Annotated in this window: 20 protein-coding genes; 9 read left to right on the top strand and 11 right to left on the bottom strand. The window is 67.7% G+C overall.

Annotated features, from left to right (window positions below):
• Positions 1-373 precede the first annotated feature (373 nt).
• The 6 genes from ACYVD0_RS00895 to ACYVD0_RS00870 all read right to left on the bottom strand — a co-directional run bounded on the left by ACYVD0_RS00895 (position 374) and on the right by ACYVD0_RS00870 (position 6,709).
• The gene (locus tag ACYVD0_RS00895; protein ID WP_460425026.1) at positions 374-1,342 is read right to left on the bottom strand and encodes a peptide ABC transporter ATP-binding protein; all 969 of its coding nucleotides are present in this window, start codon (positions 1,340-1,342) and stop codon (positions 374-376) included.
• Positions 1,339-2,310: an ABC transporter ATP-binding protein gene (locus ACYVD0_RS00890; protein ID WP_460425025.1), complete on the bottom strand. Its 972-nt coding sequence runs from the start codon at positions 2,308-2,310 to the stop codon at positions 1,339-1,341. The genes ACYVD0_RS00895 and ACYVD0_RS00890 overlap by 4 nt, the downstream gene beginning before the upstream one ends.
• A 10-nt stretch (positions 2,311-2,320) precedes the next feature.
• A complete protein-coding gene (locus ACYVD0_RS00885) occupies positions 2,321-3,223 on the bottom strand; it encodes an ABC transporter permease family protein (protein WP_460425024.1) in 903 nt (300 codons plus the stop codon).
• Between the two features lie 98 nt (positions 3,224-3,321).
• On the bottom strand, positions 3,322-4,332 hold the full coding sequence (locus ACYVD0_RS00880; RefSeq protein ID WP_460425023.1) for an ABC transporter permease: 1,011 nt from the start codon (positions 4,330-4,332) through the stop codon (positions 3,322-3,324).
• Positions 4,333-4,341: 9 nt separating this feature from the next.
• Positions 4,342-5,952, bottom strand: a complete 1,611-nt coding sequence (locus tag ACYVD0_RS00875) for an ABC transporter substrate-binding protein (protein WP_460425022.1) — start codon at positions 5,950-5,952, stop codon at positions 4,342-4,344.
• A gap of 55 nt (positions 5,953-6,007) precedes the next feature.
• Entirely contained in the window at positions 6,008-6,709 is a 702-nt protein-coding gene (locus ACYVD0_RS00870; protein ID WP_460425021.1) for an SIMPL domain-containing protein, read from the bottom strand.
• Positions 6,710-6,880: 171 nt separating this feature from the next.
• Here ACYVD0_RS00870 and ACYVD0_RS00865 point away from each other — a divergent pair, with 171 nt between their 5' ends.
• The 3 genes from ACYVD0_RS00865 to ACYVD0_RS00855 all read left to right on the top strand — a co-directional run bounded on the left by ACYVD0_RS00865 (position 6,881) and on the right by ACYVD0_RS00855 (position 9,779).
• The gene (locus ACYVD0_RS00865) at positions 6,881-8,143 is read left to right on the top strand and encodes an ActS/PrrB/RegB family redox-sensitive histidine kinase (RefSeq protein WP_460425020.1); all 1,263 of its coding nucleotides are present in this window, start codon (positions 6,881-6,883) and stop codon (positions 8,141-8,143) included.
• Entirely contained in the window at positions 8,136-8,693 is a 558-nt protein-coding gene (locus ACYVD0_RS00860; protein WP_460425019.1) for a response regulator transcription factor, read from the top strand. The genes ACYVD0_RS00865 and ACYVD0_RS00860 overlap by 8 nt, the downstream gene beginning before the upstream one ends.
• A 144-nt stretch (positions 8,694-8,837) precedes the next feature.
• Positions 8,838-9,779 carry an AEC family transporter gene (locus tag ACYVD0_RS00855; protein ID WP_460425018.1) on the top strand — a complete coding sequence of 314 codons (942 nt, stop codon included), beginning with the start codon at positions 8,838-8,840 and terminating at the stop codon, positions 9,777-9,779.
• 16 nt (positions 9,780-9,795) lie between these two features.
• Here ACYVD0_RS00855 and ACYVD0_RS00850 read toward each other — a convergent pair whose 3' ends face one another.
• Genes ACYVD0_RS00850 through gatC form a run of 5 tightly spaced genes read right to left on the bottom strand, consistent with a single transcriptional unit; the run spans position 9,796 to position 14,577 of the window.
• Positions 9,796-10,878 carry a sodium:calcium antiporter gene (locus tag ACYVD0_RS00850; RefSeq protein ID WP_460425017.1) on the bottom strand — a complete coding sequence of 361 codons (1,083 nt, stop codon included), beginning with the start codon at positions 10,876-10,878 and terminating at the stop codon, positions 9,796-9,798.
• 40 nt (positions 10,879-10,918) lie between these two features.
• Positions 10,919-11,326, bottom strand: coding sequence for a septal ring lytic transglycosylase RlpA family protein (locus tag ACYVD0_RS00845; RefSeq protein WP_460425016.1), 408 nt, complete (start codon positions 11,324-11,326; stop codon positions 10,919-10,921).
• A 53-nt stretch (positions 11,327-11,379) separates the two neighbouring features.
• The gene (gene gatB / locus ACYVD0_RS00840) at positions 11,380-12,828 is read right to left on the bottom strand and encodes an Asp-tRNA(Asn)/Glu-tRNA(Gln) amidotransferase subunit GatB (protein WP_460425015.1); all 1,449 of its coding nucleotides are present in this window, start codon (positions 12,826-12,828) and stop codon (positions 11,380-11,382) included.
• Positions 12,829-12,838: 10 nt separating this feature from the next.
• Positions 12,839-14,293: an Asp-tRNA(Asn)/Glu-tRNA(Gln) amidotransferase subunit GatA gene (gene gatA, locus ACYVD0_RS00835; RefSeq protein WP_460425014.1), complete on the bottom strand. Its 1,455-nt coding sequence runs from the start codon at positions 14,291-14,293 to the stop codon at positions 12,839-12,841.
• Positions 14,290-14,577 (bottom strand): Asp-tRNA(Asn)/Glu-tRNA(Gln) amidotransferase subunit GatC, encoded by a 288-nt coding sequence (gene gatC / locus ACYVD0_RS00830; protein ID WP_460425013.1) that lies wholly within the window; start codon positions 14,575-14,577, stop codon positions 14,290-14,292. The genes gatA and gatC overlap by 4 nt, the downstream gene beginning before the upstream one ends.
• Positions 14,578-14,786: 209 nt before the next feature.
• On the opposite strand from gatC, the gene ACYVD0_RS00825 reads away from it, so the two are divergent.
• The 6 genes from ACYVD0_RS00825 (at position 14,787) to ACYVD0_RS00800 (ending at position 23,375) form a co-directional block, all read left to right on the top strand.
• On the top strand, positions 14,787-15,824 hold the full coding sequence (locus tag ACYVD0_RS00825; RefSeq protein WP_460425012.1) for a rod shape-determining protein: 1,038 nt from the start codon (positions 14,787-14,789) through the stop codon (positions 15,822-15,824).
• A 150-nt stretch (positions 15,825-15,974) separates the two neighbouring features.
• Complete coding sequence (gene mreC, locus ACYVD0_RS00820) at positions 15,975-16,922, top strand: rod shape-determining protein MreC (RefSeq protein ID WP_460425037.1); 948 nt, start codon at positions 15,975-15,977, stop codon at positions 16,920-16,922.
• Positions 16,922-17,401 carry a rod shape-determining protein MreD gene (gene mreD / locus ACYVD0_RS00815; RefSeq protein ID WP_460425011.1) on the top strand — a complete coding sequence of 160 codons (480 nt, stop codon included), beginning with the start codon at positions 16,922-16,924 and terminating at the stop codon, positions 17,399-17,401. The genes mreC and mreD overlap by 1 nt, the downstream gene beginning before the upstream one ends.
• 51 nt (positions 17,402-17,452) lie before the next feature.
• Positions 17,453-18,043: a Maf family protein gene (locus ACYVD0_RS00810; RefSeq protein WP_460425010.1), complete on the top strand. Its 591-nt coding sequence runs from the start codon at positions 17,453-17,455 to the stop codon at positions 18,041-18,043.
• A 46-nt stretch (positions 18,044-18,089) separates the two neighbouring features.
• Positions 18,090-19,547, top strand: coding sequence for an Rne/Rng family ribonuclease (gene rng / locus ACYVD0_RS00805; protein WP_460425009.1), 1,458 nt, complete (start codon positions 18,090-18,092; stop codon positions 19,545-19,547).
• 9 nt (positions 19,548-19,556) lie between these two features.
• Complete coding sequence (locus tag ACYVD0_RS00800; protein ID WP_460425008.1) at positions 19,557-23,375, top strand: YhdP family phospholipid transporter; 3,819 nt, start codon at positions 19,557-19,559, stop codon at positions 23,373-23,375.
• The last annotated feature ends 13 nt before the right edge of the window (positions 23,376-23,388 follow it).

Genomic DNA, 23,388 nt, shown 5'->3' with positions numbered 1-23,388 from the left:
GGGAGGTTGACTGACAGTTGGGAGGAAAAGTTGGAAAGCTCCGCTTTGCTTTTGGCGCCAGAACCATCAGGCAGCGCCGAACGCCCCTTTCAGAAGGCCGAGCGGAGTCGTCGAGGAAGGGGTTGAGTCGCATGGATGCGGCGAAAGGCCCGTTGGCCATGGATGGCCCTTCGGGCCGGGCCCCTGGAGCGACGACGGAGGGAGGGAACCCCGCCGTAGGCGGGGCCGGATGATAGGGGCAAGCGTTTTTGCTTACTTTTTTCGCGACTGAAAAAAGTGAGTCGCCGTGCAAGGCGAAACCTGTAGGCCGCGCCGAGGAAAGCGCGTCGTTATTGCCCCTTGGGTTAGGCCCAAGCCAACAAATGCGTAAGCCTCAAACAAACCGCTCCGCATAATGACAAGCCACCTCCCGCCCATCCACCTCCCTCAGTAGCGGCACTTCCCCCCGACAGCGCTCCGTCGCATACGGACAGCGCGGATGAAACACGCAGCCGGCCGGCGGCTCGAGCGGGTTGGGCGGTTCACCGGCGAGGCGGATGCGCTGCCGGCCCGGCTCGGGATGCAGGCTCGGCGTGGCGGCGAGCAGTGCCTGGGTGTAGGGATGCAGCGGCCGGCGGTAGATGAGTTCGGCGGGGCCGAGCTCCATGGGGCGGCCGAGGTACATCACCAGCAGGCGGTCGGCGATGTGGCGCACCACCGCCAGGTTGTGAGAGATGAACAGGTAGGCGGTGCCGAACGCCTGCTGCAGCTCCAGGAACAGGTTGAGCACCTGGGCCTGCACCGACACGTCCAGTGCCGATGTCGGCTCATCGGCGACCAGCACTTTCGGACACAGGATCATCGCCCGGGCAATGGCGATGCGCTGGCGCTGGCCGCCGGAGAACATGTGCGGGTAGCGCGAATAATGCTCGGCGCGCAGGCCGACCTGCTCGAGCATCGCCAGCACCCGCTTGTGGCATTCGGCGCCGGAACTGTCGGTGTTGATGGCCAGCGGCTCGGCCAACTGGTCGCCGATCCGCCGGCGCGGGTTGAGCGAGGCGTAGGGGTTCTGGAAGACCATCTGCACATCGCGACGCAGCTGCCGGCGGGTGCTGCGGTCGGCGGCAGCGATTTCCTGCCCGGCGATCTGCAGTGAGCCGGAGGTCGGCTCCTCGATCAGGGTCAGGGCGCGGGCCAGGGTCGACTTGCCGCAGCCGGATTCGCCGACCACCGCCAGGGTCTGCCCGGCCTGCAGTTCGAAGGACAGGCCGTTCAGCGCCTGGACGGTGGCGGCGGGCCGGAACAGGCCGCGGGAGACGCGGTAGTGGCGGGTCAGTTCGCGGGCGATCAGTACCGGGCTCATGCCGGGCCCTCCTGGTTGCGCGGGTGGAAGCAGCGCGCCTGGCCCTGCCGTTTGGCCTCCAGCGGCGGGCAGCGGGTGCGGCAGTCGTCCTGCACGTAGGCGCAGCGCGGCGCCAGCAGGCACCCCGCAGGGCGATCGTAGCGGCCGGGGACGGCTCCCGGCAAGCCACGCAGGGGGCGGCGCGCCTCGCCGGCCTCGGGCAGTGCCGCCAGCAGCGCTTCGGTATAGGGATGCGCCGGGGCATCGAACAGGCCGGGCAGGAGGCCGACCTCCACCGCCTGGCCGGCGTACATCACGCAGACCCGGGTGGCGCATTCGGCGACCACCGCCAAGTCGTGGCTGATCAGCAGCAGGGCCATGCCGCGCTCGCGCTGCAGCCCCAGCAGCAGCTCGAGGATTTGCGCCTGGATGGTCACATCGAGGGCGGTGGTCGGCTCGTCGGCGATCAACAGACGCGGCTCGGCGGCGATCGCCAGGGCGATGGCCACGCGCTGGGCCATTCCGCCGGAGAGCTGGTGCGGGTAGGCGTCAAGACGGCTGGCGGCGGCCGGGATCTCCACCTGATCGAGCAGCTCCAGGGCGCGCCGGCGGGCGCTCGCGCCGCGCAGGCCGAGGTGCTGGCGCAGCACTTCCTCGATCTGGAAGCCCACCCTGTAGCTGGGATCGAGGGCGGCTAGCGGGTCCTGGAAGACCATTGCCAGTTCCTTGCCGAGGAGTTTGCGCCGCTGGCGCTCCTTGAGGGCGAGCAGGTCGTGGCCGGCGAAGTGCAGGCGATCGGCGGCGACCCGTCCGGGCGGGTCGATCAGTCCGAGCAGGGCGAGCATGGCCTGCGACTTGCCGGAGCCGGACTCGCCGACGATGGCCAGCACCTCGCCCGCCTCCAGGCGCAGGTCGAGGCCGTCCACCACTGGCGGGGTGTTGGCGGACCCATAGCGCACACTGAGGTTGTCGATTTCCAGCAGGCTCATGTGGGATTCCTCAGACCGCATTTTTCAGTTTCGGGTCCAGCGCGTCGCGCAGGCCGTCACCCAGCAGGTTGATCGCCAGCACGCTGCAGAGGATGGCCAGGCCGGGCAGGGTCACCACCCACCAGGCACGCTCGATGTAGTCCCGCGCCGAGGCTAGCATGGTGCCCCATTCCGGGGTCGGCGGCTGCACGCCGAGGCCGAGAAAGCCCAGCGCGGCGGCATCCAGGATGGCCGCGGAAAAGCCCAGGGTGGCCTGGACGATCAGGGGCGCCAGGCAGTTCGGCAGCACCGCGACGAACATCAGGCGCAGCCGCCCGGCGCCGGCCAGCCTCGCGGCGGTGACATAGTCGCGGTGGATCTCGCCGAGCACCGCGGCGCGGGTCAGGCGCACGTAGGCGGGCAGCGAGACGATGGCGATGGCCAGCACGGTGTTGAGCAGGCCGGGGCCGAGTACGGCGACCACGGCCACCGCCAGCAGCAGCGCCGGCAGCGCCAGCATGACGTCCATCAGGCGCATGATCGCGGGGCCCAACAGGCGCGGGAAGAAGCCGGCGCAGAGGCCGAGCAGCACGCCGGGCAGCAGCGACAGCGCCACCGAGGCCAGGCCGATCAGGAGCGACAGGCGTGCGCCATGGATCAGCCGCGAAAGCAGGTCGCGGCCCAACTCGTCGGTGCCGAGCAGAAACCGGGCTTGTCCGCCCTCCAGCCAGGCCGGCGGGGTGAGCAGGAAGTCGCGATGCTGGGCAGCGGGATCGAAGGGCGCGAGCCACGGGGCCAGCAGCGCGCAGGCGGCGAGCAGTGCGAGAAAAAGTAGGGCGCCGAGGGCGCCGCGGTTGCGCGCGAAGGCCTGGCAGAGCTCGCGGAAGGGCGAGGGCCAGGCTGGTTCGGCGGCAAGGGGGGCGGGTGCGCTCATCGGTCAGCCTTGAGGATATTCATGAATAGGTGGGGGCAGCGGGGGTGCCGTGTCCTTGGCCGCGATGCTCCCTTCAGTGTCATAGCCATCATGTGCGCTCACGGCTGGTGCCGGATGCGCGGATTGGCCAGGCCATAGAGGATGTCCACGATGAAGTTGACCAGAATGACCAGCATGGCGATCAGCAGGATGCCATTCTGCACCACCGGATAGTCGCGGGCGCCGATTGCCTCGATCAGCCACTTGCCGATGCCCGGCCAGGAGAACAGGGTCTCGGTGAGCACCGCGCCGGAGAGCAGGGAGCCGACCTGCAGGCCGAACACCGTGAGCACCGGGACCAGGGCGTTGCGCAGAGCATGCACGAACACCAGCCGCACCGGCGACAGGCCGCGGGCGCGAGCGGCACGCAGGTAGTCTTCGCGCAGCACCTCGAGCATCGCCGAGCGGGTCATGCGGGCGATCACCGCCAGCGGGATGGTGCCGAGCACGATGGCCGGCAGGATCAGGTGGCGCAGGGCATCGAGGAAGGCGCCTTGTTCGTCGCTCAGAAGCGTATCGATGAGCATGAAACCGGTCACCGACGGCACATCATAAAGCAGGTCGAGGCGCCCGGAGACCGGTGTCCAGCCGAGCTGCACGGAGAAGAACATGATCAGGATCAGTCCCCACCAGAAGATCGGCATGGAATAGCCGGTTAGCGCCAGGCCCATGGTGCCGTGGTCGAGCACCGAGCCGTGCTTCAGGGCCGCGAGGGTGCCAGCGAGCAGGCCGAGGACGCCGGCGAACAGGAGGGCGGCACAGGCCAGCTCGACGGTCGCCGGAAACAGGCTGGCGAACTCCGACCAGACGCTCTCGCGGGTGCGCAGCGACTGGCCAAGATCGCCCCGGGCCAGTTGGCCGAGGTAGGCCAGGTACTGCTCGGGCAGCGGCCGGTCGAGGCCGAGGCGCTGCATGGCCTCGGCATGCATCTGCGGGTCGAGGCGGCGCTCTCCCATCATCACCTCCACCGGGTCGCCGGGAATCAGGCGGATCAGCGCGAAGGTCAGCAGGGTCACGCCAAGGAAGGTGGGGATCAAGAGCCCGAGGCGGCGGGCGAGAAAGGACAGCATATGGGAGGCTCACTCCGGGGCGCTGGCCGAAGTGCGGCGCACCCCGGCGAAGTTGTTGGTGCTCAGCGGGCTGATCACGAAGCCCTGGACGTCGCGGCGCACGGCGGCGAACTCGCGGGGATGGGCCAGGGGAATCCAAGGCGCCTGTTCGTGGAAGATCGCCAAGGCCTGGCGGTAGAGCGCGGCGCGCTGCTCCCGGTCGGGGTTGCGGCGCGCCTCGCGCAAGAGGGCGTCGAAGGCTTCGTTGCACCAGCCGGCCTGGTTCTCCCCGGACGTGGCGGCGGCGCAGGACAGGTTGGGGGTGAGGAAGTTGTCCGGATCGCCGTTGTCGCCGCCCCAGCCCATGAACACCAGGTCGTGCTCGCCGTTCTTCGCCCGCCTGATCAGCTCGCCCCATTCCAGCACGCGGATCTCGGCCTTGATGCCGACGGCGGCCAGGTCGGCCTGCAGCAGCTGGGCGCCGATGCCGGGGTTGGGGTTGGTCGGTCCGCCGCCGGGGCGGGTCCAGATGTTCAGCCTGAGCCCTTCGGCATGCCCGGCCTCGGCCAGCAGCGCCCGCGCCCGCGCCGGATCGTGGGGCCAGCCGGCGAGTGCCGGGTCGGAGCCCCACAGGCTCGGCGGATAGGGCGCCACCGCCGGGCTGGCGCCGCCCTCGCCGTACTGGGCGCGCAGGTAGGCCGCCTTGTCGAAGGCGAGGTTGAGCGCCTGGCGCACCCGTACGTCGTCCAGCGGCGGGTGGCGGGTGTTGATGCCGATGTAGGCGGTCAGCAGCGGCTCGTCTTCCAGTACCCGCAGGCGCGTGTCCTTGCGCAGTACGGGGATGTCGATGGGGCGCGGGTAGAGGGCGATCTGGCAGTCGCCGGCCTTGAGCTTCTGCACCCGCACGTTGGGTTCGGGGGTGATGGCGAAGACCAGCCGTTCGATGGCCGGAGCGCCGTCCCAGTAGTCCGGGTTGTGCCGGAAGCGCACCTGGGCGTCCTTCTCGTAGCGCTCGAAGATGAAGGGGCCGCTGCCTACCGGCTGGCTGTTGAGGCGCTCCGGGGTGCCGGCCGCCAGCAGCCGCTCGGCGTATTCGGCCGGATAGATGGAGGCGAAGCCCATCGCCAGGTTGGCCAGGAAGGGCGCCTCAGGGTGGTGCAGGACAAAGCGCACGCGGTAGTCGTCGAGCCTGTCGATGCGCGCGATCAGCTCGCCCACGGCCATCGCCTCGGCATAGGGAAAGCCGCGCGGCGAGAGGCTGTGCCAGGGGTGCCTGGGGTCGATCTGGCGCTGGAAGCTCCACAGCACGTCATCGGCGTTGAACGGCCGGCTCGGGGTGAACCAGGGGGTGCGCTGGAACTGCACGCCGCGGCGCAGGTGGAAGGTGTATTCGAGGCCATCGGCGGACACCTCCCAGCGCTCGGCGAGGGCGGGGCGCAGCTCGGTGCCGCCTGGGGCGAAGCGCAGCAGGCGGTCGAACAGCGTTTCCGCCGAGGCGTCGGCGCTGGTCGCGGCGGTGTACTGGACGATGTCGAAGCCTTCCGGGCTGCCCTCGGTACAGACCACCAGGCTGTTCGGCGCAGCCTGGACGCTACCGGCGAGGAGGAGGGCGAGGAGGAGGGCGGTCGGGCGTCGGGGCATGGGGCGTTCCGGTCGGCGGGCTCTGGCGCCACTCTAGCACCGGGAGCCCGTACATTCAGGGCATCTGCACCTCGATCACACCATCGGCGCTGATGCTCACCTGGCTGCTGCCGGCCTCGATCTCCTGCGCCGGTACGCCCTCGCTCTTCATCATTGCGGCGCCACGCAGGACGATCGGGGCGATCGGTCCGGCGCTGTTCAGGTTCAGGCTGACCAGCTTGTAGCTGCTGCCGCCGAGCGCCTGGGTGGCGAGCCGGGCGCGTTCGCCGAAGGCCTTCACGGCGTCCTGCAGCAGTGCGTCCTCGCCTTTCTTGCGCGTCGCGTCGGCGATGGCAAAACGCATGCCGCCAGTCTTCAGTTCGCCGAGCAGATCGGCGCTCAGCTGGGAGAGGGCGGCGAAATCGGTGCTCTCCAGGCGCAGCTCGGCGCGCTCGCGCCAGGCGACGATCCTGCGCTGTTGGTCGTCGTAGACCGGATAGCTGTTGCGGCTGCCGAGGCTGACCTTCACCCCTGCGACCTGGCGCGCCCGTTCCACTGCGGCATTGAGGCTGCGGGTAATGTCACTGGCCAACTGGCTCGGGTCCTTGTGCTGGGCTTCGCTGTAGAGGGTGACCAGCATCAGGTCGTGGGGAATCTCCCGGCTCGCTTCGGCGTGCAGGGCGATCTGGTTGTAGCGGGGCCCCTCCTCGGCCAGTGCCGGCAGACTGGCCAGGGCGGCGAAGACGAAGGGCGTGGCGAGATGAAAAAGGCGGGGCATGGGGAATCCTTGTGGGAGCATGGTCATGTCCGTTGGACGGTCGGAGCCGAACTCTAACGGTGTAGTCCGGTTTTTGCAGCCCTACTCTGCGTCCCGTTGCCGCATTCGGGCCGGTCGCCGGCAGGGTTTTGGGTATACTGGCGCCGAGCCCCAGAGCCAGAATGATTAGCCATGCTCGCACCCGTTCAAATGCTGTCGGCCAGCCGCCAGAATCTCCGCCGGCTCATCCTGATCCGTGTCCTCGTGCTGGCCGCCCAGGCCGGCTCGGTCGGGCTCGCCTATCTTACCGATCTGATGCCTCTGCCCTGGCTGGCGCTCTCCTTCACCCTCAGCCTGTCCGCCATGCTCTGCCTGGGCACCGCCCTGCGTCTGCAGATGCAGTGGCCGGTGACCGATCTGGAATACGCCGGGCATCTGTCCTGCGACCTGATCATCCACAGTCTGCTGCTGTATTTCACCGGTGGCCCGACCAACCCCTTCGTTTCCTATTACCTGGTGCCGCTGACCATTGCCGCAGCGACCCTGCCCAGGTTGCATACGGTGATGCTCGCCGGCCTGGCGCTGGCCGCCTACACCCTGCTGGTCGGCTGGTACGATCCGACCGATCTGCCGCCGGAGCACCGCGCCACCCTGCTGATCTACGGCATGTGGCTGAGTTTCGCCCTGGCGGCGGCGCTGATCACCTTTTTTGTCGGCCGCATGGCCGGCGAGCTGCGCCGCCAGGAGCTCTTCCAGGCCACGCGCCGCGAGGAGAGCCTGCGCGACCAGCAGCTGCTGGCGGTGGCCACCCAGGCGGCCGGCGCGGCCCACGAGCTGGGCACGCCGCTGGCGACCATGAGCGTGCTGATCACCGAGCTGCGCCAGGAGCACGACGATCCGCTGCTGCAGGAGGATCTGGCGGTGCTGCAGGAGCAGGTGAGGCTGTGCAAGGACACCCTGCAGCAACTGGTGCGAGCTGCCGAGGCCGACCGCCTGCAGGCGGTCAAGGAGCAGAGCGCGGCGGCCTGGCTGGAGGCCGCGCTCAATCGCTGGCACCTGATGCGTCCCGAGGCGAGCTACCGCTACGAGCGCCTAGGTAGCGGTTCCATGCCGCAGCTGGCGCCGCCTCCTGATCTGACCCAGTCGCTGCTCAATCTGCTCAACAACGCCGCCGACGCCTGTCCGGACGATCTGGACATCTGCCTCGACTGGGACGCCGAGGCGCTGTGCATCAGCATCCGCAACCATGGCGAAGGCGTGCCGCTGGCGATCGCCGAGCAGTTGGGCAAGCCTTTCTTTACCACCAAGGGCAAGGGCTTTGGCCTTGGCCTGTTCCTGAGCCAGGCCAGCGTGACTCGCGCCGGCGGCTCGGTGAAACTCTACAACCACGAGGAGGGCGGCACGCTGACCGAGTTGCGTCTGCCGCGCCTGGCTTCAGGAGACTACTATGAGTGAGCATCCGATCGAGGGAGAAGAGCAGCCGCATCTGCTGCTGGTGGACGACGACACGACTTTCACCCGGGTGATGGCGCGGGCCATGACCCGCCGCGGCTTTAACGTGAGCTGCGCCAGTTCGGCGGAAGAGGGGCTGGAGCTAGCGGTCCAGTCCGTCCCGGACTATGCCGTACTGGACCTCAAGATGGAGGGCGACTCGGGGCTGGTGCTGCTACCCAGGCTGCTCGAGCTGGACGCGGAGATGCGCGTGCTGATCCTCACCGGCTATTCGAGCATCGCCACTGCGGTGGAGGCGATCAAGCGCGGCGCTTGCAACTATATGTGCAAGCCTGCCGACGCTGACGACGTGCTCACCGCGCTGCTCTCCGAACATGTCGACCTGAACAGCCTGGTGCCGGACAATCCCATGTCGGTGGACCGTCTGCAGTGGGAGCATATCCAGCGCGTGCTCTCCGAGAACGACGGCAACATCTCCGCCACCGCCCGCGCCCTGGGCATGCACCGGCGCACCCTGCAGCGCAAGCTGCAAAAGCGCCCAGTCCGTCGCTAAGGCAACGGATACCCCCCAGCCTGCCCACGGCACCCCGGCAGGCTGCATCGCGGCGGCATCCCGGAGCGTGGGATGCCGGCCCCTTGTCTGCAGGCGGGAGACATGCCGTTATGATAGGCGCCTATCGTTTTCCGGACTCTCCCCATGCTCGTGCTGTTCTCGCAAACCCTGGGCATCACCGCACCGGTGTTCGCCATGCTGTTTCTCGGCGTTCTGCTGCGGCGCCTCGGTTGGATCGACGTCGCCTTCATCAACACGGCCTCGGAGCTGGTGTTCAAGGGCACCATGCCGACCATGCTGTTCCTCTCGATTCTCCAGGCGGATCTGGAGACGGCACTGCAGCCGGCGGTGCTCGGCTATTTCGCCCTCGCTTCCCTGGGCGGTTTTCTGCTCGCCTGGGCCTGGTCGCTGTGGCGCTGCCCACGGGCCGATCGCGGTGTCTATGTCCAGGGAGCGTTTCGCGGCAACAACGGCATCGTTGGTCTGGCCCTGGCCACCAGCATGTACGGCGACTATGGCCTGTCCCTCGGCGGGGTGCTGGCCGGCGCGGTGATCCTGGTCTACAACACACTCGCCTCGGTGGTGCTGGCGTTCTACAGCCCACATGCCAAGACCGACCCCTGGAGCCTTGCCAAGAGCGTTCTCGGCAATCCGCTGATCATCGGCGTGCTGGCGGCGCTCCCGTTCGCCTATTGGCATGTCGGCCTGCCGGCCTGGCTGCTCACCTCCGGCGACTATTTCGCGCAGATGACCCTGCCGCTGGCGCTGATCTGCATCGGCGGCACCATTTCCCTCGCGGCCCTGCGCGAGAGTGGCAATGTGGCATTCAGCGCTAGTCTGCTGAAGATGGTCTGGCTGCCGCTGCTGTTGACCCTTGGCGCCTGGCTGTGCGGCTTTCGTGGCGCCGAGCTGGGCATCCTCTACCTGTATTTCGCCAGCCCGACCGCCGCAGCCAGCTTTGTCATGGCCAAGGCAGTGGGCGGCAATCACCAGCTGGCAGGGGGGATCGTGGTGATCACCACGCTGCTGGCGGCGATTACCATCAATATCGGCATCTTTCTTCTGCAATGGCTCGGTTGGATCTGAGCGCACCGGGATGCCTTCAGGAATTCCGATGCCAGGAGCGGGCAGCCACCACCAGCAGGGTCACCGCGGTCAGTGGCAGGGCATACCAGACCAGCGCATTGTGCAGCAGGGCGACAGCGGAGGCGCCGGTGGCGAACAGCACCTGGTAGGCGCCGTAGGCCAGGTAATAGCAGAAGAAAAGCAGCCCCTCCCAGCGGTTGATGCGGTAGCCGGTGAAGAAGATCGGCAGGCAGGCCACGGCCACCGCGACCATCACCGGGTAGTCGAAGGCCAGGGCGTTGGGCGACACACCGACCGGGCTGGGCGAGACCAGCGCGGCCAGGCCGAGGACAGCGAACACGTTAAAAATGTTACTGCCGACAATGTTGCCCACGGCAATGTCGCGCTCGCCCTTGAAGGCGGCCATCACCGAGGTGGCCAGCTCCGGCAGTGAGGTGCCGACGGCGACGATGGTCAGGCCGATCACCAGTTCCGACAGGCCGAGGGCGCGGGCCAGGGTCACCGCGGCGTCGACCAGCAGGTTGGAGCCCCAGACCAGCAGGGCCAGGCCCAGAAGGACGAACGCCAGGTGGATGAAGATAGCTGACCGGCCTTCCATCTTCTCGCCGTACTCCAGGTCGAATTCGTTGCTCTCGTCGGTGGCTTGGGAACGTAGGGCGCTGCGCACCTGGAAGGCGATATAGCTCAGGATGCCGCCGAACAGCAGCACGCCGTCCAGGCGGCCGTAGCTCTGGTCGATGGCCAGCAGCCATGCCAGCAGGCTGGCGCCGATCATGATCGGTACGTCGAGGCGGATCAGCTGGCGCGAAACCCGCAGAGGAATGACCAGCGCTGACAGGCCGAGGATCATCAGCACGTTGAAGATATTGCTGCCGAGGGCGTTGCCCACCGCGATATCGCCCTGCCCGCCACTGGCCGACTGCACGCTGACCGCCATTTCCGGGGCGCTGGTGCCGAAGGCGACCACGGTCAGGCCGATGACCAGTGGCGGGATGCCGAAGCGCGCGGCCAGGCGGGCGGCGCCGCGCACCAGCGCCTCGGCACCGGCGACCAGCAGAGCCAGGCCGGCGATCAGGTAGGCGAATGTCATCAGGGTCATCCAAAGCTCCTTGGGCGCCGTTCCCCGGCACCGATCCTCTTCAATTGTCGAGACGTTCCAGGCGCACGGGAACCACGCCGTCGGGCAGTATGCCCAGCCGCTGGGCGGCTTCGTGGGACAGATCGATGATCCGCCCGCGGACCGCGGGGCCGCGATCGTTGATGCGCACCACCACGCTGCGCTGGTTTTCCAGATTGGTCACCCGTACCCGAGTGCCGAACGGCAGGCTGCGGTGGGCGGCGGTGAGGGCGTTGCGGTTGAAGCGTTCGCCGCTGGCGGTGAGTTCGCCGTGTTCCTGGTAGTAGGAGGCTTTGCCCTCGGCCATGTAGCTAGCGGGCTTGACGACCCCTAGGCTGGGCGGAGGTTTTGAGCCGTTGCGTTCGGGCGGCTGCTCGGGGCAGCCGGCGAGCAGGGCAAGAAGGGGGGCGAGCAGCAGTATGCGTCGCATGGTCGAGGCTCCAGAAAGCGTAACGCCGGGCGGACCCGGCGTCGTCGTGTGGCTTACTGTTCGAGCTTCTTCTTCAGCAGGTCGTTCACCTGGCCGGGGTTGGCTTTGCCCTTGGAGGCCTTCATCGCCTGGCCGACGAAAAAGCCGAACATCTTGGCGCGCTTGGCTTCGTCGGAGGCGCGGTACTGCTCGACCTGGGCGGCGTTGGCAGCCAGCACTTCATCCAGCATAGCCTCGATGGCGCCGGAGTCAGTGACCTGCTTCAGGCCCTTCTGCTCGATGATCGCGTCGGCGCTGGCGCCTTCGCCGGTGGCCAGGGCCTCGAACACCATCTTGGCGATCTTGCCGGAGATGGTGTTGTCCTGGAGGCGCTGGATCAGGCCGCCGAGCTGCGCGGCGGACACCGGCGACTGCTCGATCTCCAGGCCCTCCTTGTTGAGCAGGCTGGACAGCTCACCCATCACCCAGTTGGCCGCCAGCTTGGCATCGCCGCAGACCTTCTGCACTTCCTCGAAGTAGTCGGCCAACTCGCGGCTGGCGGACAGCACGCTGGCGTCGTAGGTGGACAGGCCGAATTCACGCTCGAAGCGTTCGCGCTTCTGCACTGGCAGTTCCGGCAGGCCGGCACGCACTTCATCGAGGAAGCTTTGCTCGATCACCACCGGCAGCAGGTCGGGACAGGGGAAGTAGCGGTAATCGTTGGCTTCTTCCTTGCTGCGCATGGCGCGGGTCTCGTCCTTGTTCGGGTCGTACAGGCGGGTTTCCTGGACCACCTTGCCACCGTCCTCGATCAACTCGATCTGCCGCTGGACCTCGTGGTTGATCGCCTTCTCGATGAAGCGGAAGGAGTTGACGTTCTTGATCTCGGCGCGGGTGCCAAAGGCTTCCTGACCCTTGGGGCGCACCGAGACGTTGCAGTCGCAGCGCAGCGAGCCCTCGGCCATGTTGCCGTCACAGATCCCGAGATAACGGACCAGTGCGTGGATGGCTTTGACGTAGGCCACCGCTTCCTTGGCGCTGCGGATGTCCGGCTCGGAGACGATCTCCAGGAGCGGCGTGCCGGCCCGGTTTAGGTCGATGCCCGTCATGCCGTGGAAGTCTTCGTGCAGGCTCTTGCCGGCGTCCTCCTCCAGGTGCGCGCGGGTGATGCCGATGCGCTTGACCGTGCCGTCCTCCAGGGTGATGTCCAGGTGGCCCTTACCGACGATGGGCTTGTCCATCTGGCTGGTCTGGTAGCCCTTGGGCAGGTCCGGATAGAAGTAGTTCTTGCGGGCGAAGACGTTGGTGTGGCCGATCTGCGCCTCGATGGCCAGACCGAACCTGACCGCCATGCGCACGGCCTCCTCGTTGAGCACCGGCAGAGTGCCGGGCATGCCGAGGTCGACCAGGCTGGCCTGGGTGTTGGGCTCGGCGCCGAAGGTGGTGGCGCTGCCGGAGAAGATCTTCGAGCGGGTGGCGAGCTGTGCGTGGATTTCCAGCCCGATCACGGTTTCCCATTGCATGTGCGTATCCTCAGAAGCCTTCCGGAGCCTTTTGGTGCCAGTCGGTCGCCTGCTGGTACTGGTGGGCGACGTTGAGCAGGCGGCCTTCCTGGAAGTAGGGCGCGAGCAGTTGCACGCCCACCGGCAGGCCGTCGACGAAGCCGGCCGGCATGGAGAGGCCGGGAATGCCGGCGAGGTTGGCGGTGATGGTGTAGATATCCTCCAGGTAGGCGGCGACCGGGTCGTTGCTTTTCTCGCCGAGCTTCCAGGCCGGGTTCGGGGTGGTCGGGCCGAGGATCACGTCCACCTCCTGGAAGGCGCCGATGAAGTCGCTGCGGATCAGCCGGCGGATCTTCTGCGCCTTGAGGTAGTAGGCGTCGTAATAGCCGGCGGAGAGGGCATAGGTACCGACCATGATGCGTCGCTTGACCTCTGCGCCGAAGCCTTCGCCGCGCGAACGCTTGTACAGGTCCTCGAGGTTCTGCGGGTTTTCGCAGCGGTAGCCGAAGCGCACGCCGTCGAAGCGCGACAGATTGGAAGAAGCCTCGGCCGGGGCGATCACGTAATAGGCGGGAATCGCATGCTGCATGTTGGGCAGGCCGATTTCCCTGACCGTGGCGCCGAGCTTCTTCAGTTCCTCGACGCAAGCCATGACCGCATCGGACAGGCGCGGGTCGAGGCCGGCGCCGAAGTATTCCCGCGGTAGGCCGATGCGCAGGCCGGTCAGCGGCTGGTTCAGCGCGGCCAGGTAGTCATCGACCGGCGCATCGACGCAGGTGGAGTCCTTCGGGTCGAAGCCGGCCATGGCGCCGAGCAGCAGGGCGCAGTCCTCGGCGGTGCGCGCCAGCGGGCCGCCCTGGTCGAGGCTGGAGGCGTAGGCGATCATGCCCCAGCGCGAGACGCGGCCGTAGGTGGGCTTGATCCCGGTGAGGTTGGTCAGCGCGGCCGGCTGACGGATCGAGCCACCGGTGTCGGTGCCGGTGGCGGCCGGCAGCAAGCGCGCGGCCACGGCGGCGGCGGAGCCGCCGGAGGAACCGCCGGGCACGCATTCCGGGTTCCAGGGGTTCTTCACTGCTCCGTAATGGCTGGATTCGCTGGACGAGCCCATGGCGAACTCGTCCATGTTCAGCTTGCCGAGGCTCACGCAACCCGCCGCGGCGAGCCTCTCCACCACGGTGGCGTCATAGGGCGCGACGAAGTTGTCGAGGATCTTCGAGGCGCAGCTGGTGCGCACACCGCGGGTGCAGAACAGGTCCTTGTGGGCGATCGGCGCGCCGAGCAGGGCGCCGCTCTCACCGGCGGAGCGGCGGGCGTCGGCGGCCTGGGCCTGGGCGCGGGCCTGGTCGGCGGTGACTGTGATGAAGCTGTTGAGCTGCGGGTCGAGCTCGCTGATGCGGGTCAGCAGGGCCTCGGTCAGCTCGACGGAGGAGAAGTCCTTGGCGGCCAGGCCGCGGGCGATTTGTGCCAGAGTCAGTCGATGCATCACTCGATCACCTTGGGAACCAGATACAGGCCGTTCTCCACGGCCGGGGCGATGGCCTGGTAGGCGTCGCGGTGGTTGCTTTCGGTGACCTCGTCCAGTCGCAGGCGCTGGGTGGCCTCCAGGGGGTGGGCCAGGGGCTCGATACCATGGGTGTCGACCGCTTGCATCCGGTCGATCAGGCCGAGGATGTCATTCAGGGTCTCGGTGGTACGTGGGATCTCGGTCTCATCCAGCCCCAGGCGGGCCAGATGGGCGATTTTTTCCACGTCGGAGCGTTCAAGCGCCATCGGGGTTCTCCAGGAAAAACAGGCAGCCGGCCGCTGATGGAGGGCCCGGGAACCGGGTCCCCGGGCGGGTGGTCAATAGACCGTGTTTGTTGGCCTTGCGAGCTGCTGAAAACGGGGAATTTAGCACAGTAGGCGCCTTGCCCAAAATCCCTGCCATTGTTAGAGTTTGCGCTCTTTTTTACCCATGCTTCGCCTCAGGGTTCCTGTCAATGTTCAAGAAACTCCGTGGCATGTTTTCCAGCGATCTGTCGATCGATCTGGGGACTGCCAACACCCTCATCTATGTGCGTGAGCGAGGCATCGTCCTGAACGAGCCGTCCGTGGTCGCCATCCGCACGCACGGCAACCAGAAGAGCGTCGTGGCGGTTGGGACCGAAGCCAAGCGCATGTTGGGACGAACCCCGGGTAACATTACCGCGATCCGCCCGATGAAGGACGGCGTGATCGCCGACTTCAGCGTTTGCGAGAAGATGCTGCAGTATTTCATCAACAAGGTGCATGAAAGCAGCTTCCTGCAACCCAGCCCGCGCGTGCTGATCTGCGTGCCCTGCAAGTCGACCCAGGTCGAGCGTCGCGCCATCCGCGAATCGGCACTGGGCGCCGGTGCCCGTGAAGTATTCCTTATCGAGGAGCCGATGGCGGCGGCCATCGGCGCCGGCCTGCCGGTGGATGAGGCGCATGGCTCGATGGTGGTGGACATTGGCGGCGGCACCACCGAGATCGCCCTGATCTCTCTGAACGGCGTGGTCTATGCCGAGTCGGTACGGGTCGGCGGCGACCGCTTTGACGAATCCATCGTCACCTATGTACGGCGCAACTACGGCAGCCTGATCGGCGAAGCCACCGCCGAGCGCATCAAGCAGGAAATCGGCAGCGCCTGGCCGGGCAGCGAGGTGCGCGAGATCGACGTGCGTGGTCGCAACCTGGCCGAAGGCGTGCCGCGCAGCTTCACCCTCAACTCCAATGAGGTGCTGGATGCGATCCAGGAGTCCCTGACGGCCATCGTCCAGTCGGTGAGGAGTGCCTTGGAGCAGTCCCCGCCGGAGCTGGCTGCGGACATTGCCGAACGCGGCTTGGTGCTGACCGGCGGTGGCGCCCTGTTGCGCGACCTGGACAAGCTGCTGGCCCAGGAAACCGGACTGCCGGTGATCGTCGCCGAGGATCCGCTGACCTGTGTGGCGCGCGGCTGCGGCCGGGCGCTGGAAATGATCGACAGCCACCGTATGGATCTGCTCTCCACCGAGTGAGCCACAGGGGCGCAGGCTTCGGGCTGCACGCCGAACGCGACGCCTGGCGCCGTTTTGGGCGCGTGGCTGACGATTGAGGCTTGTAGTCGCGAGGAACCCGCTATCAAACTGCTCTTCAGCAAAGGGCCTTCGCTCGTGGCGCGCCTGCTGGTGCTGGCGGTGCTTGCCGCCACGCTGATGGTGGTGGATGCCCGTTTCGACACCCTCAGGCCGGTACGCAGCCAACTGGGGCTGGTGCTGACCCCCTTCTACTGGCTAGCCGATCTGCCGGTGCGCATCTGGGGTGGCATCAACCAGCAGTTCAGCAGCCGCAGCGAACTGCTGGCGGAAAACGAGAAGCTCAAGGCAGAGGCCCTGCTGATGCAGCGCCGTCTGCAGAAGCTGGCGGCGCTGACCGAGCAGAACGTGCGCCTGCGCGAACTGCTCAACTCCGCGGCGCTGGTGGACGAGAAGGTGCTGGTCGGCGAGCTGATCGGCATCGACCCCAATCCTTTTACCCATCGCATCCTGATCGACAAGGGCGAGCGGGACGGTGTATTTCTCGGCCAGCCGGTGCTTGATGCCCGCGGCCTGATGGGGCAGGTGGTGGAGGTCATGCCCTACACTGCGCGGGTGCTGCTGCTCACCGATACTACCCACAGCATCCCGGTGCAGGTCAACCGTAACGGCCTGCGCGCCATTGCCGTCGGTACTGGCAATCCGGAGCGTCTGGAGCTGCGCCATGTCGCCGATACCGCCGATATCAAGGAGGGTGACCTGCTGGTCAGCTCCGGCATGGGGCAGCGCTTTCCCGCCGGCTACCCGGTGGCCGTGGTGAACGAGGTGATCCACGACTCCGGGCAGCCGTTCGCCATTGTCCGCGCCGTGCCCACGGCGGCCCTCAACCGTACCCGCTACATGCTGATGGTGTTCAGCGATCTGCGCTCGCCGGAGCAGCGTGCCAGCGAGGCGGCCCAGGCTCAGGAGGCGCACGACCGTCAGCTTGCCGAGCAGGCGAAGAGTCAGGCGCCGCAACCCGCTGCGGAAGCCACGCCGTCTCCCGCCCCCCCGGCGGCACAATCGCGGCCGGCTCCGGCGGGCGCAGGCGGGACGCGCTGATGGGCGAGCACAATGGTTGGCTGATCTGGGCCAGCTACCTGGCGGGCTTGCTGCTTAGCGTGGCGCCCATGCCGGGCTTCATGGAGATCGGCCGGCCGCTGTGGCTGGCGATGTTCATCACCTACTGGATTCTGGCCTTGCCGCAGCGGGTCAGCATGACCCTGACCTGGCTGCTGGGGCTGGCGATGGACGTACTCTACGGCGTTCTGCTCGGGCAGCATGCGCTGACCCTGACGCTGATTGCCTTTCTGATGATGACGTTGCAACAGCGTGTCCGCATGTTTCCGCTGTGGCAACAGAGTCTGGTCCTGCTGGTAGTCTTCGGTCTGGCCCAACTGGTGCAGCTCTGGCTCAATGCGCTGGCCGGCAACCGCCCGCCGACTCTGGCCTTCCTGCTGCCGGCACTGGTCAGTGCCTTGCTCTGGCCCTGGGTATTCACTGCCCTGCGCAGCCTCCGATTGCGCTTCAATGTCAATTAACCCCTGTCCCCGGCGAGACGGTGGGCAGGTCTTCAGACAGAGGGAAATCGCATGGTCGCCACGCTCTACCTGGCTTCAGGCTCGCCCCGCCGGCGCGAGCTGCTGACGCAGATCGGCGTGCCTTTCGTTCCGCTCGCCATGGTCATCGACGAGACTCCCGCGCCGGACGAGACGCCGGCAGCCTATGTCGAGCGCTTGGCGCGCGACAAGGCGGCGGCCGGCCTGGCCAGCCTCGCCGCCGATCGGCAGGCGGTGGTGCTCGGCGCGGATACCACGGTGGTGCTGGACGGGCGCATCCTCGGCAAGCCAGGGGATCGCGCCGAGGCGCTGGCCATGCTGCAGGCCCTCGGCGGACGCGAGCACGAGGTGCTGACCGCGGTGGCCCTGGCCGCTGCCGGGCGCTGCGCGGCGCGGGTGGTCCGCAGCCGGGTGGCCTTCCGGCCGCTCGACGCCGCGGAGGCCGAGGCCTACTGGGCAACCGGGGAGCCGCTGGACAAGGCCGGCGGCTACGCCATCCAGGGCTTTGCCGCGGTGCTCGTCAGCCATCTCGAGGGCAGCTATTCGGCGGTGGTCGGCCTGCCGCTCTGTGAAACTGCGCAACTGCTGGCCGAGTTCGGCATTCCGTGCTGGCAACCACAATGACAAGGCGCTTGAGCAGGCAAGCTGCGCCCAGCTTCGGGAATATGCAATGAGCGAAGAAATTCTGATCAATATCACGCCGATGGAGTCACGCGTGGCGGTGGTGGAGAACGGCGTGCTGCAGGAGGTGCACGTCGAGCGCACCCAGCGCCGCGGCATCGTCGGCAACATCTACAAGGGCAGGGTGGTGCGGGTGCTGCCGGGCATGCAGGCGGCCTTCGTCGACATCGGCCTGGAGCGTGCCGCGTTCATCCATGCCGCGGAGATTTCGACCCGCGAGGGCAGCGCGGTGGAGAACATCGCGGCCCTGGTGCAGGAGGGGCAGAGCCTGGTAGTGCAGGTCACCAAGGATCCGATCGGCAGCAAGGGGGCCCGACTGACCACGCATCTGTCGATTCCCTCCCGCTACCTGGTCTACATGCCGCGCACCCGCCACGTCGGCATCTCCCTGAAGATCGAGGAGGAGGCCGAGCGCGAGCGCCTCAAGCAGGTGGTCGCCGACTGTGTGGCCAGCGAGGGGATCGAGCACGAGGGCGGCTTCATCCTGCGCACTGCCGCCGAAGGTGCCGGCGCCGACGAGATCCTCGCGGACATCCGCTATCTGCGCCGCCTGTGGGACCAGATCGCCGGGCAGATGCAGACCGTCGGCGCGCCGACGGTGATCTACGAGGATCTCAGCCTGGCCCTGCGCACCCTGCGTGACCTGGTCAGCCCGCGCATCGAGAAGATCCGCATCGATTCGCGGGAAACTTTCCAGAAGGTCTCGCAGTTCGTCGCCGAACTGATGCCGGAGATCGCTGATCACCTCGAGCACTATCCCGGCGAGCGCCCCATCTTCGACCTGTACGGGGTTGAGGACGAGATCCAGAGGGCCCTGGAGCGCAAGGTGATGCTCAAGTCCGGCGGCTATCTGATCATCGACCCTGCCGAGGCGATGACCACCATCGACGTCAATACCGGTGCCTTCGTCGGCCACCGCACCCTGGAAGAGACCATCTTCAAGACCAACCTCGAGGCGGCCACCGCAATCGCCCGCCAACTGCGCCTGCGCAACCTGGGCGGGATCATCATCATCGATTTCATCGACATGGAAGATGAGGAGCACCAGCGTCAGGTACTGCGCACCCTGGAGAAGCAGCTGGAGCGCGACCACGCCAAGACCAACATCATCGGCATCACCGTGCTGGGGCTGGTGCAGATGACCCGCAAACGTACCCGTGAAAGCCTCGAGCAGGTGCTCTGCGAGCCCTGCAGCTGCTGTCAGGGGCGCGGCAAGCTGAAGACCGCGGAAACCATCTGCTACGAGATCTTCCGCGAGATCCTCCGAGAGGCCCGCGCCTACCAGGCCGAGGGTTACCTGGTACTGGCCAACCAGAAGGTGGTCGATCGGCTGCTCGACGAGGAGTCGGGCAACGTCGCCGATCTCGAGGCCTTCATCGGCCGCCCCATCAAGTTCCAGGTGGAGGGCACCTATTCCCAGGAGCAGTACGATGTTGTCCTGCTGTAAGCCCTGACCATGCCGCAACTCTCCCGCCTGCTTGCGGTCGGCCTGCGCCTCCTGTTCTGGCTCGGCTTCCTGGGCCTGATGCTGCTGGCACTGGGCATCAGCCTCGGCCGCCAGCTGGCGCCGCTGGTCGCCGATACGCGTCTCGAGGTTCAGGCGCGGGTTCGCGACGTACTGGACATGCCGGTGGCCATCCGTGCTCTGGAGGGACAGTGGACCGCCTTGGCGCCGCGGTTGTTGGCGCGCGATGTGACGATCGGCGAGGGCGCCGACGCGCTGCATCTGGCGCGGGTTCAGGTGCGTCTTGATCTGCTGCGCACTCTGCTGGCCCGCGAGTTGCGCGTCGCTGCGCTGGAGGTGGAGGGCGTGAGCTTCGCCCTGGCGCAGGATGCCGAGGGACGCTGGACCCTGGAGGGCGCGCCGGCACGCGATCGGCAGCGGCCGTTCAATCCGGACCTGACGCTGCGCACCTTGGAACGGATCGATCACCTGTCGCTGCTGGACAGCCAGATCACCTTCGCCCCCCACGGACAGGCGCCCTTCGCGCTCCAGAACGTTGACCTCACGCTGCGCAGCGACGGCTGGCAGCAGCGCCTCGACGGTCGCCTGAGCCTGCCCGACGGTCAGCCGCTGCAGTGGAGCCTGCAGGGCCAACTGGCCGACGAGGGCTGGCGGCAGAGTCCCGCCGAGCTCTACGTCAGCCTGCCGCAGAGCGACTGGGCGGGCTGGGTGCCGCGCAGTCTGGTCGGCGACTGGCACATCGAGCGGCTGCAGGCCGGTGGCGAGTTCTGGCTGTCCTGGGCCGAGGGCCGCCTGCAGCGTGCGGCGACCCGCCTGCAGGCGCCCGAGCTGCGTGTCCATCGTGCCGGGCAGGCGCCGGCTGGGGTGCGGGACCTGGCGCTGAGCGGCCATTTCCTGCGCGACGGCGAGGATTTCCGCGCGTTGCTCGACTCCCTGGCGGTCGACTTCGGTGCGGCTCGCTGGGAGGGCGTGCAGATCGCGCTCGAAAACCAGGCTGCGACCGATGCGCCCAGCACCTGGACACTGACCGCCAACCACCTCGATCTGACCCCGCTGATGCCGCTGGTGCAGTCCCTGGCGCCGCTGCCGGAGGTCGCCGAAACCGCCCTGACGGCGTTGCGGCCGCGCGGCACCCTGCGCAACCTGCGGCTGGACTACCGGCCGCAGGCCGAGGGCGGCCAGCGCCTCGCCTATGCGACCAATCTCGAGGGCGTGGCCTTCGATGCCTGGCATGGCGCGCCGGCGGCGGACAACGTTAGCGGCAGCGTCAGCGGCGATCTGGCCGGCGGCGAGCTGCGCCTCAACGGCAAAGATGTCGCACTGCATCTCGCGCGATTGTTCCCCCGCCCCTGGCGCTACCGGCATGCCGCCGGGCGGCTGTTCTGGCAGATCGACGAGCAGGGCGTGACCCTGCGCAGTCCCTATGTGCAGACGGACGGGGAGGAGGGCCACGCCGTCGGCGACTTCCTGATCCGCCTGCGCCGCGATCCTGTGGAAGAGGACTACATGGACCTGCGCGTCGGCCTGCGCGACGGCGATGCCCGTTACGCCGAGAAATACCTGCCGACCCTCTCATCCGGATTGTCGCCGCAGTTGGCCGAGTGGCTGAAGACCTCGATCCGTGCCGGCCGCGTGGACGAAGGCTATTTCCTCTATCAGGGTTCGCTGAGCAAGGGAGCAGAGGACGCGGCGCGCAGCCTCGGCCTGTTCTTCAAGGTGCGCGATGGTGAACTGGCCTATCAGCCGGGTTGGCCGGAGCTGCGCGAGGCGCAGGGCGAGGTCTTCGTTGAGGACAGTGGCGTGCGCGTGGCCCTGACTGGGGGGCGGGTGCTGGACAGCCGGCTGAAGTCGGCCAGGGCCGAGATTCCCCCGGCCAAGGACGGGGTGCCGCGGCTGCAGCTGGAAGGCGAGCTCGAGGGCAGTGTCGGCGATGGTCTGCGCATTCTTCAGGAGGCGCCGCTGGAGACCGCCGAAATCTTCGCCGGTTGGACGGGCGAGGGGCCGCTGCAGGGGCGACTCAAGCTGGACATCCCGCTGCGCCGGGAGGCGGAGCGGCCATCGCGCGTGCTGGTGGAGCTGCGTACCGAGGGCGCTCGGCTGCGAATGGCCCAGCCGAACCTGCAGCTGAGCCGCCTGCAGGGGGCTTTTACCTACGACACGGCGCAGGGGCTCAGCGCGCCGGAGATCCGCGCCGAGGTGTTCGGCCGGCCGGTGCGCGGCCGGGCCCTTGCCGAGGGAGGCAACGGCAAGGCGCGGACCCGCATCCAGGCAGATGGGCAGGTGTCCTCGGCGTCCCTCGCCGAGTGGCTGCAGGTGCGTCAGCGCCTGCCGCTTTCCGGCCAGTTGCCCTATCGCCTCGAACTGGTGCTGGATGGCGCGAACAGCTGGCTGCAGGTCGACTCCACGTTGCGCGGTCTGCGCATCGATCTGCCAGAGCCGTTCGGCAAGTCGGCCCGGGAATCCCGCCAAACGCGATGGCACATGACCCTGGACGGTGCAGAGCGCCGCTACCGACTGGACTACGCCGGTCTGGCCAGCCTGGCCCTGGCGGCGCCGGAGGGAAGGCTCGACGCCGGTCGTGGCGAGTTGCTGCTGGGCGGTGGGCGGGCACGGCTGCCGGCGACGCAAGGCCTGTGGCTGCGCGGCCGGGTCGCTACCCTGGACTGGGATGCCTGGCAGGCGGCCTTGGCGCCCCTGGCCGGCCAGGGGACTTCGCAGGTCGGCCTGCTGCGGGGCGCCGAGCTGGATATCGGCAGTTTTCAGGGCTTCGGCACCACTCTAAGTCCGCTCGGGGCACGGCTGACGTCTACCCGGGCCGGCTGGGGCCTGCAGCTGGATGGCCCGCAGATCAGGGGGCGCATCGCCATCCCGACGGCGGCCAAGGCACCGATCGGTATCGAGCTGGCCTATCTGCAGTTGCCGGCCGCCACGAGCGGCGCGACCACCGCCGCCACGGATCCTCTGCTGGCGGTCGACCCGCGGAAGATTCCGGCGCTGGATGTGCGCATCGCCCGTCTGCAGCAGGGCGTCGAGCTGCTCGGAGCTTGGTCGCTGAAGGCGCGGCCGCGTCCCGATGGGGTGCACTTCAGCGACCTGGATCTGGACCTCAAGGGCCTGCGGGTGCTCGGCAGCGCCGGCTGGCGGGGACTGCCCGGCGCCACCCGCAGCTGGTTCCGGGGGCGCCTGCAGGGCGGCGATCTCGCCGATGTGCTGCTCGCCTGGGGCTTCGCGCCGAGCGCGACCAGCGAAGAGTTCCGCGTGGATATCGATGGCAGCTGGCCGGGATCGCCGGCGGCCCTGGCCATGCAGCGCTATACGGGCAGCTTCGACATCAGCCTGAGCAAGGGGCAGTTCCGCGAGGTGGAGGGGGCGGCCTCGGCGCTGCGGGTGTTCGGCCTGCTCAACTTCAACGCTATTGGCCGCCGGCTGCGTCTGGACTTCTCCGACCTGTTCGGCAAGGGGCTGAGCTACGACCAGGTCAAGGGGCTGGTCGAGGGGCGCAACGGGGTCTACAGGACGGAAATCCCGCTGACCCTCACCGGTCCGTCGAGCAATCTCGAGTTGGACGGACGCCTCAACCTGCCCGGCGACAGCATCGATGCCAAACTGCTGGTCACCCTGCCGATCACCAACAACCTGCCGCTCGCCGCCCTGCTGGTCGGCGCGCCGGCGGTCGGCGGGGCGCTGTTCGTCGTCGACAAGCTGCTTGGCAATCGCGTAGCGCGTTTCGCCAGCGTGCAGTACCGCGTCCAGGGTGATTGGCGAGAGCCTAGAATTACCTTCGATAAGCCCTTCGAGAAGCCGCGCTAGCTGGAAAGAGGGT

Source organism: Azotobacter armeniacus, assembly GCF_054779355.1.
This window is presented reverse-complemented; position numbering and strand designations above follow the sequence as displayed.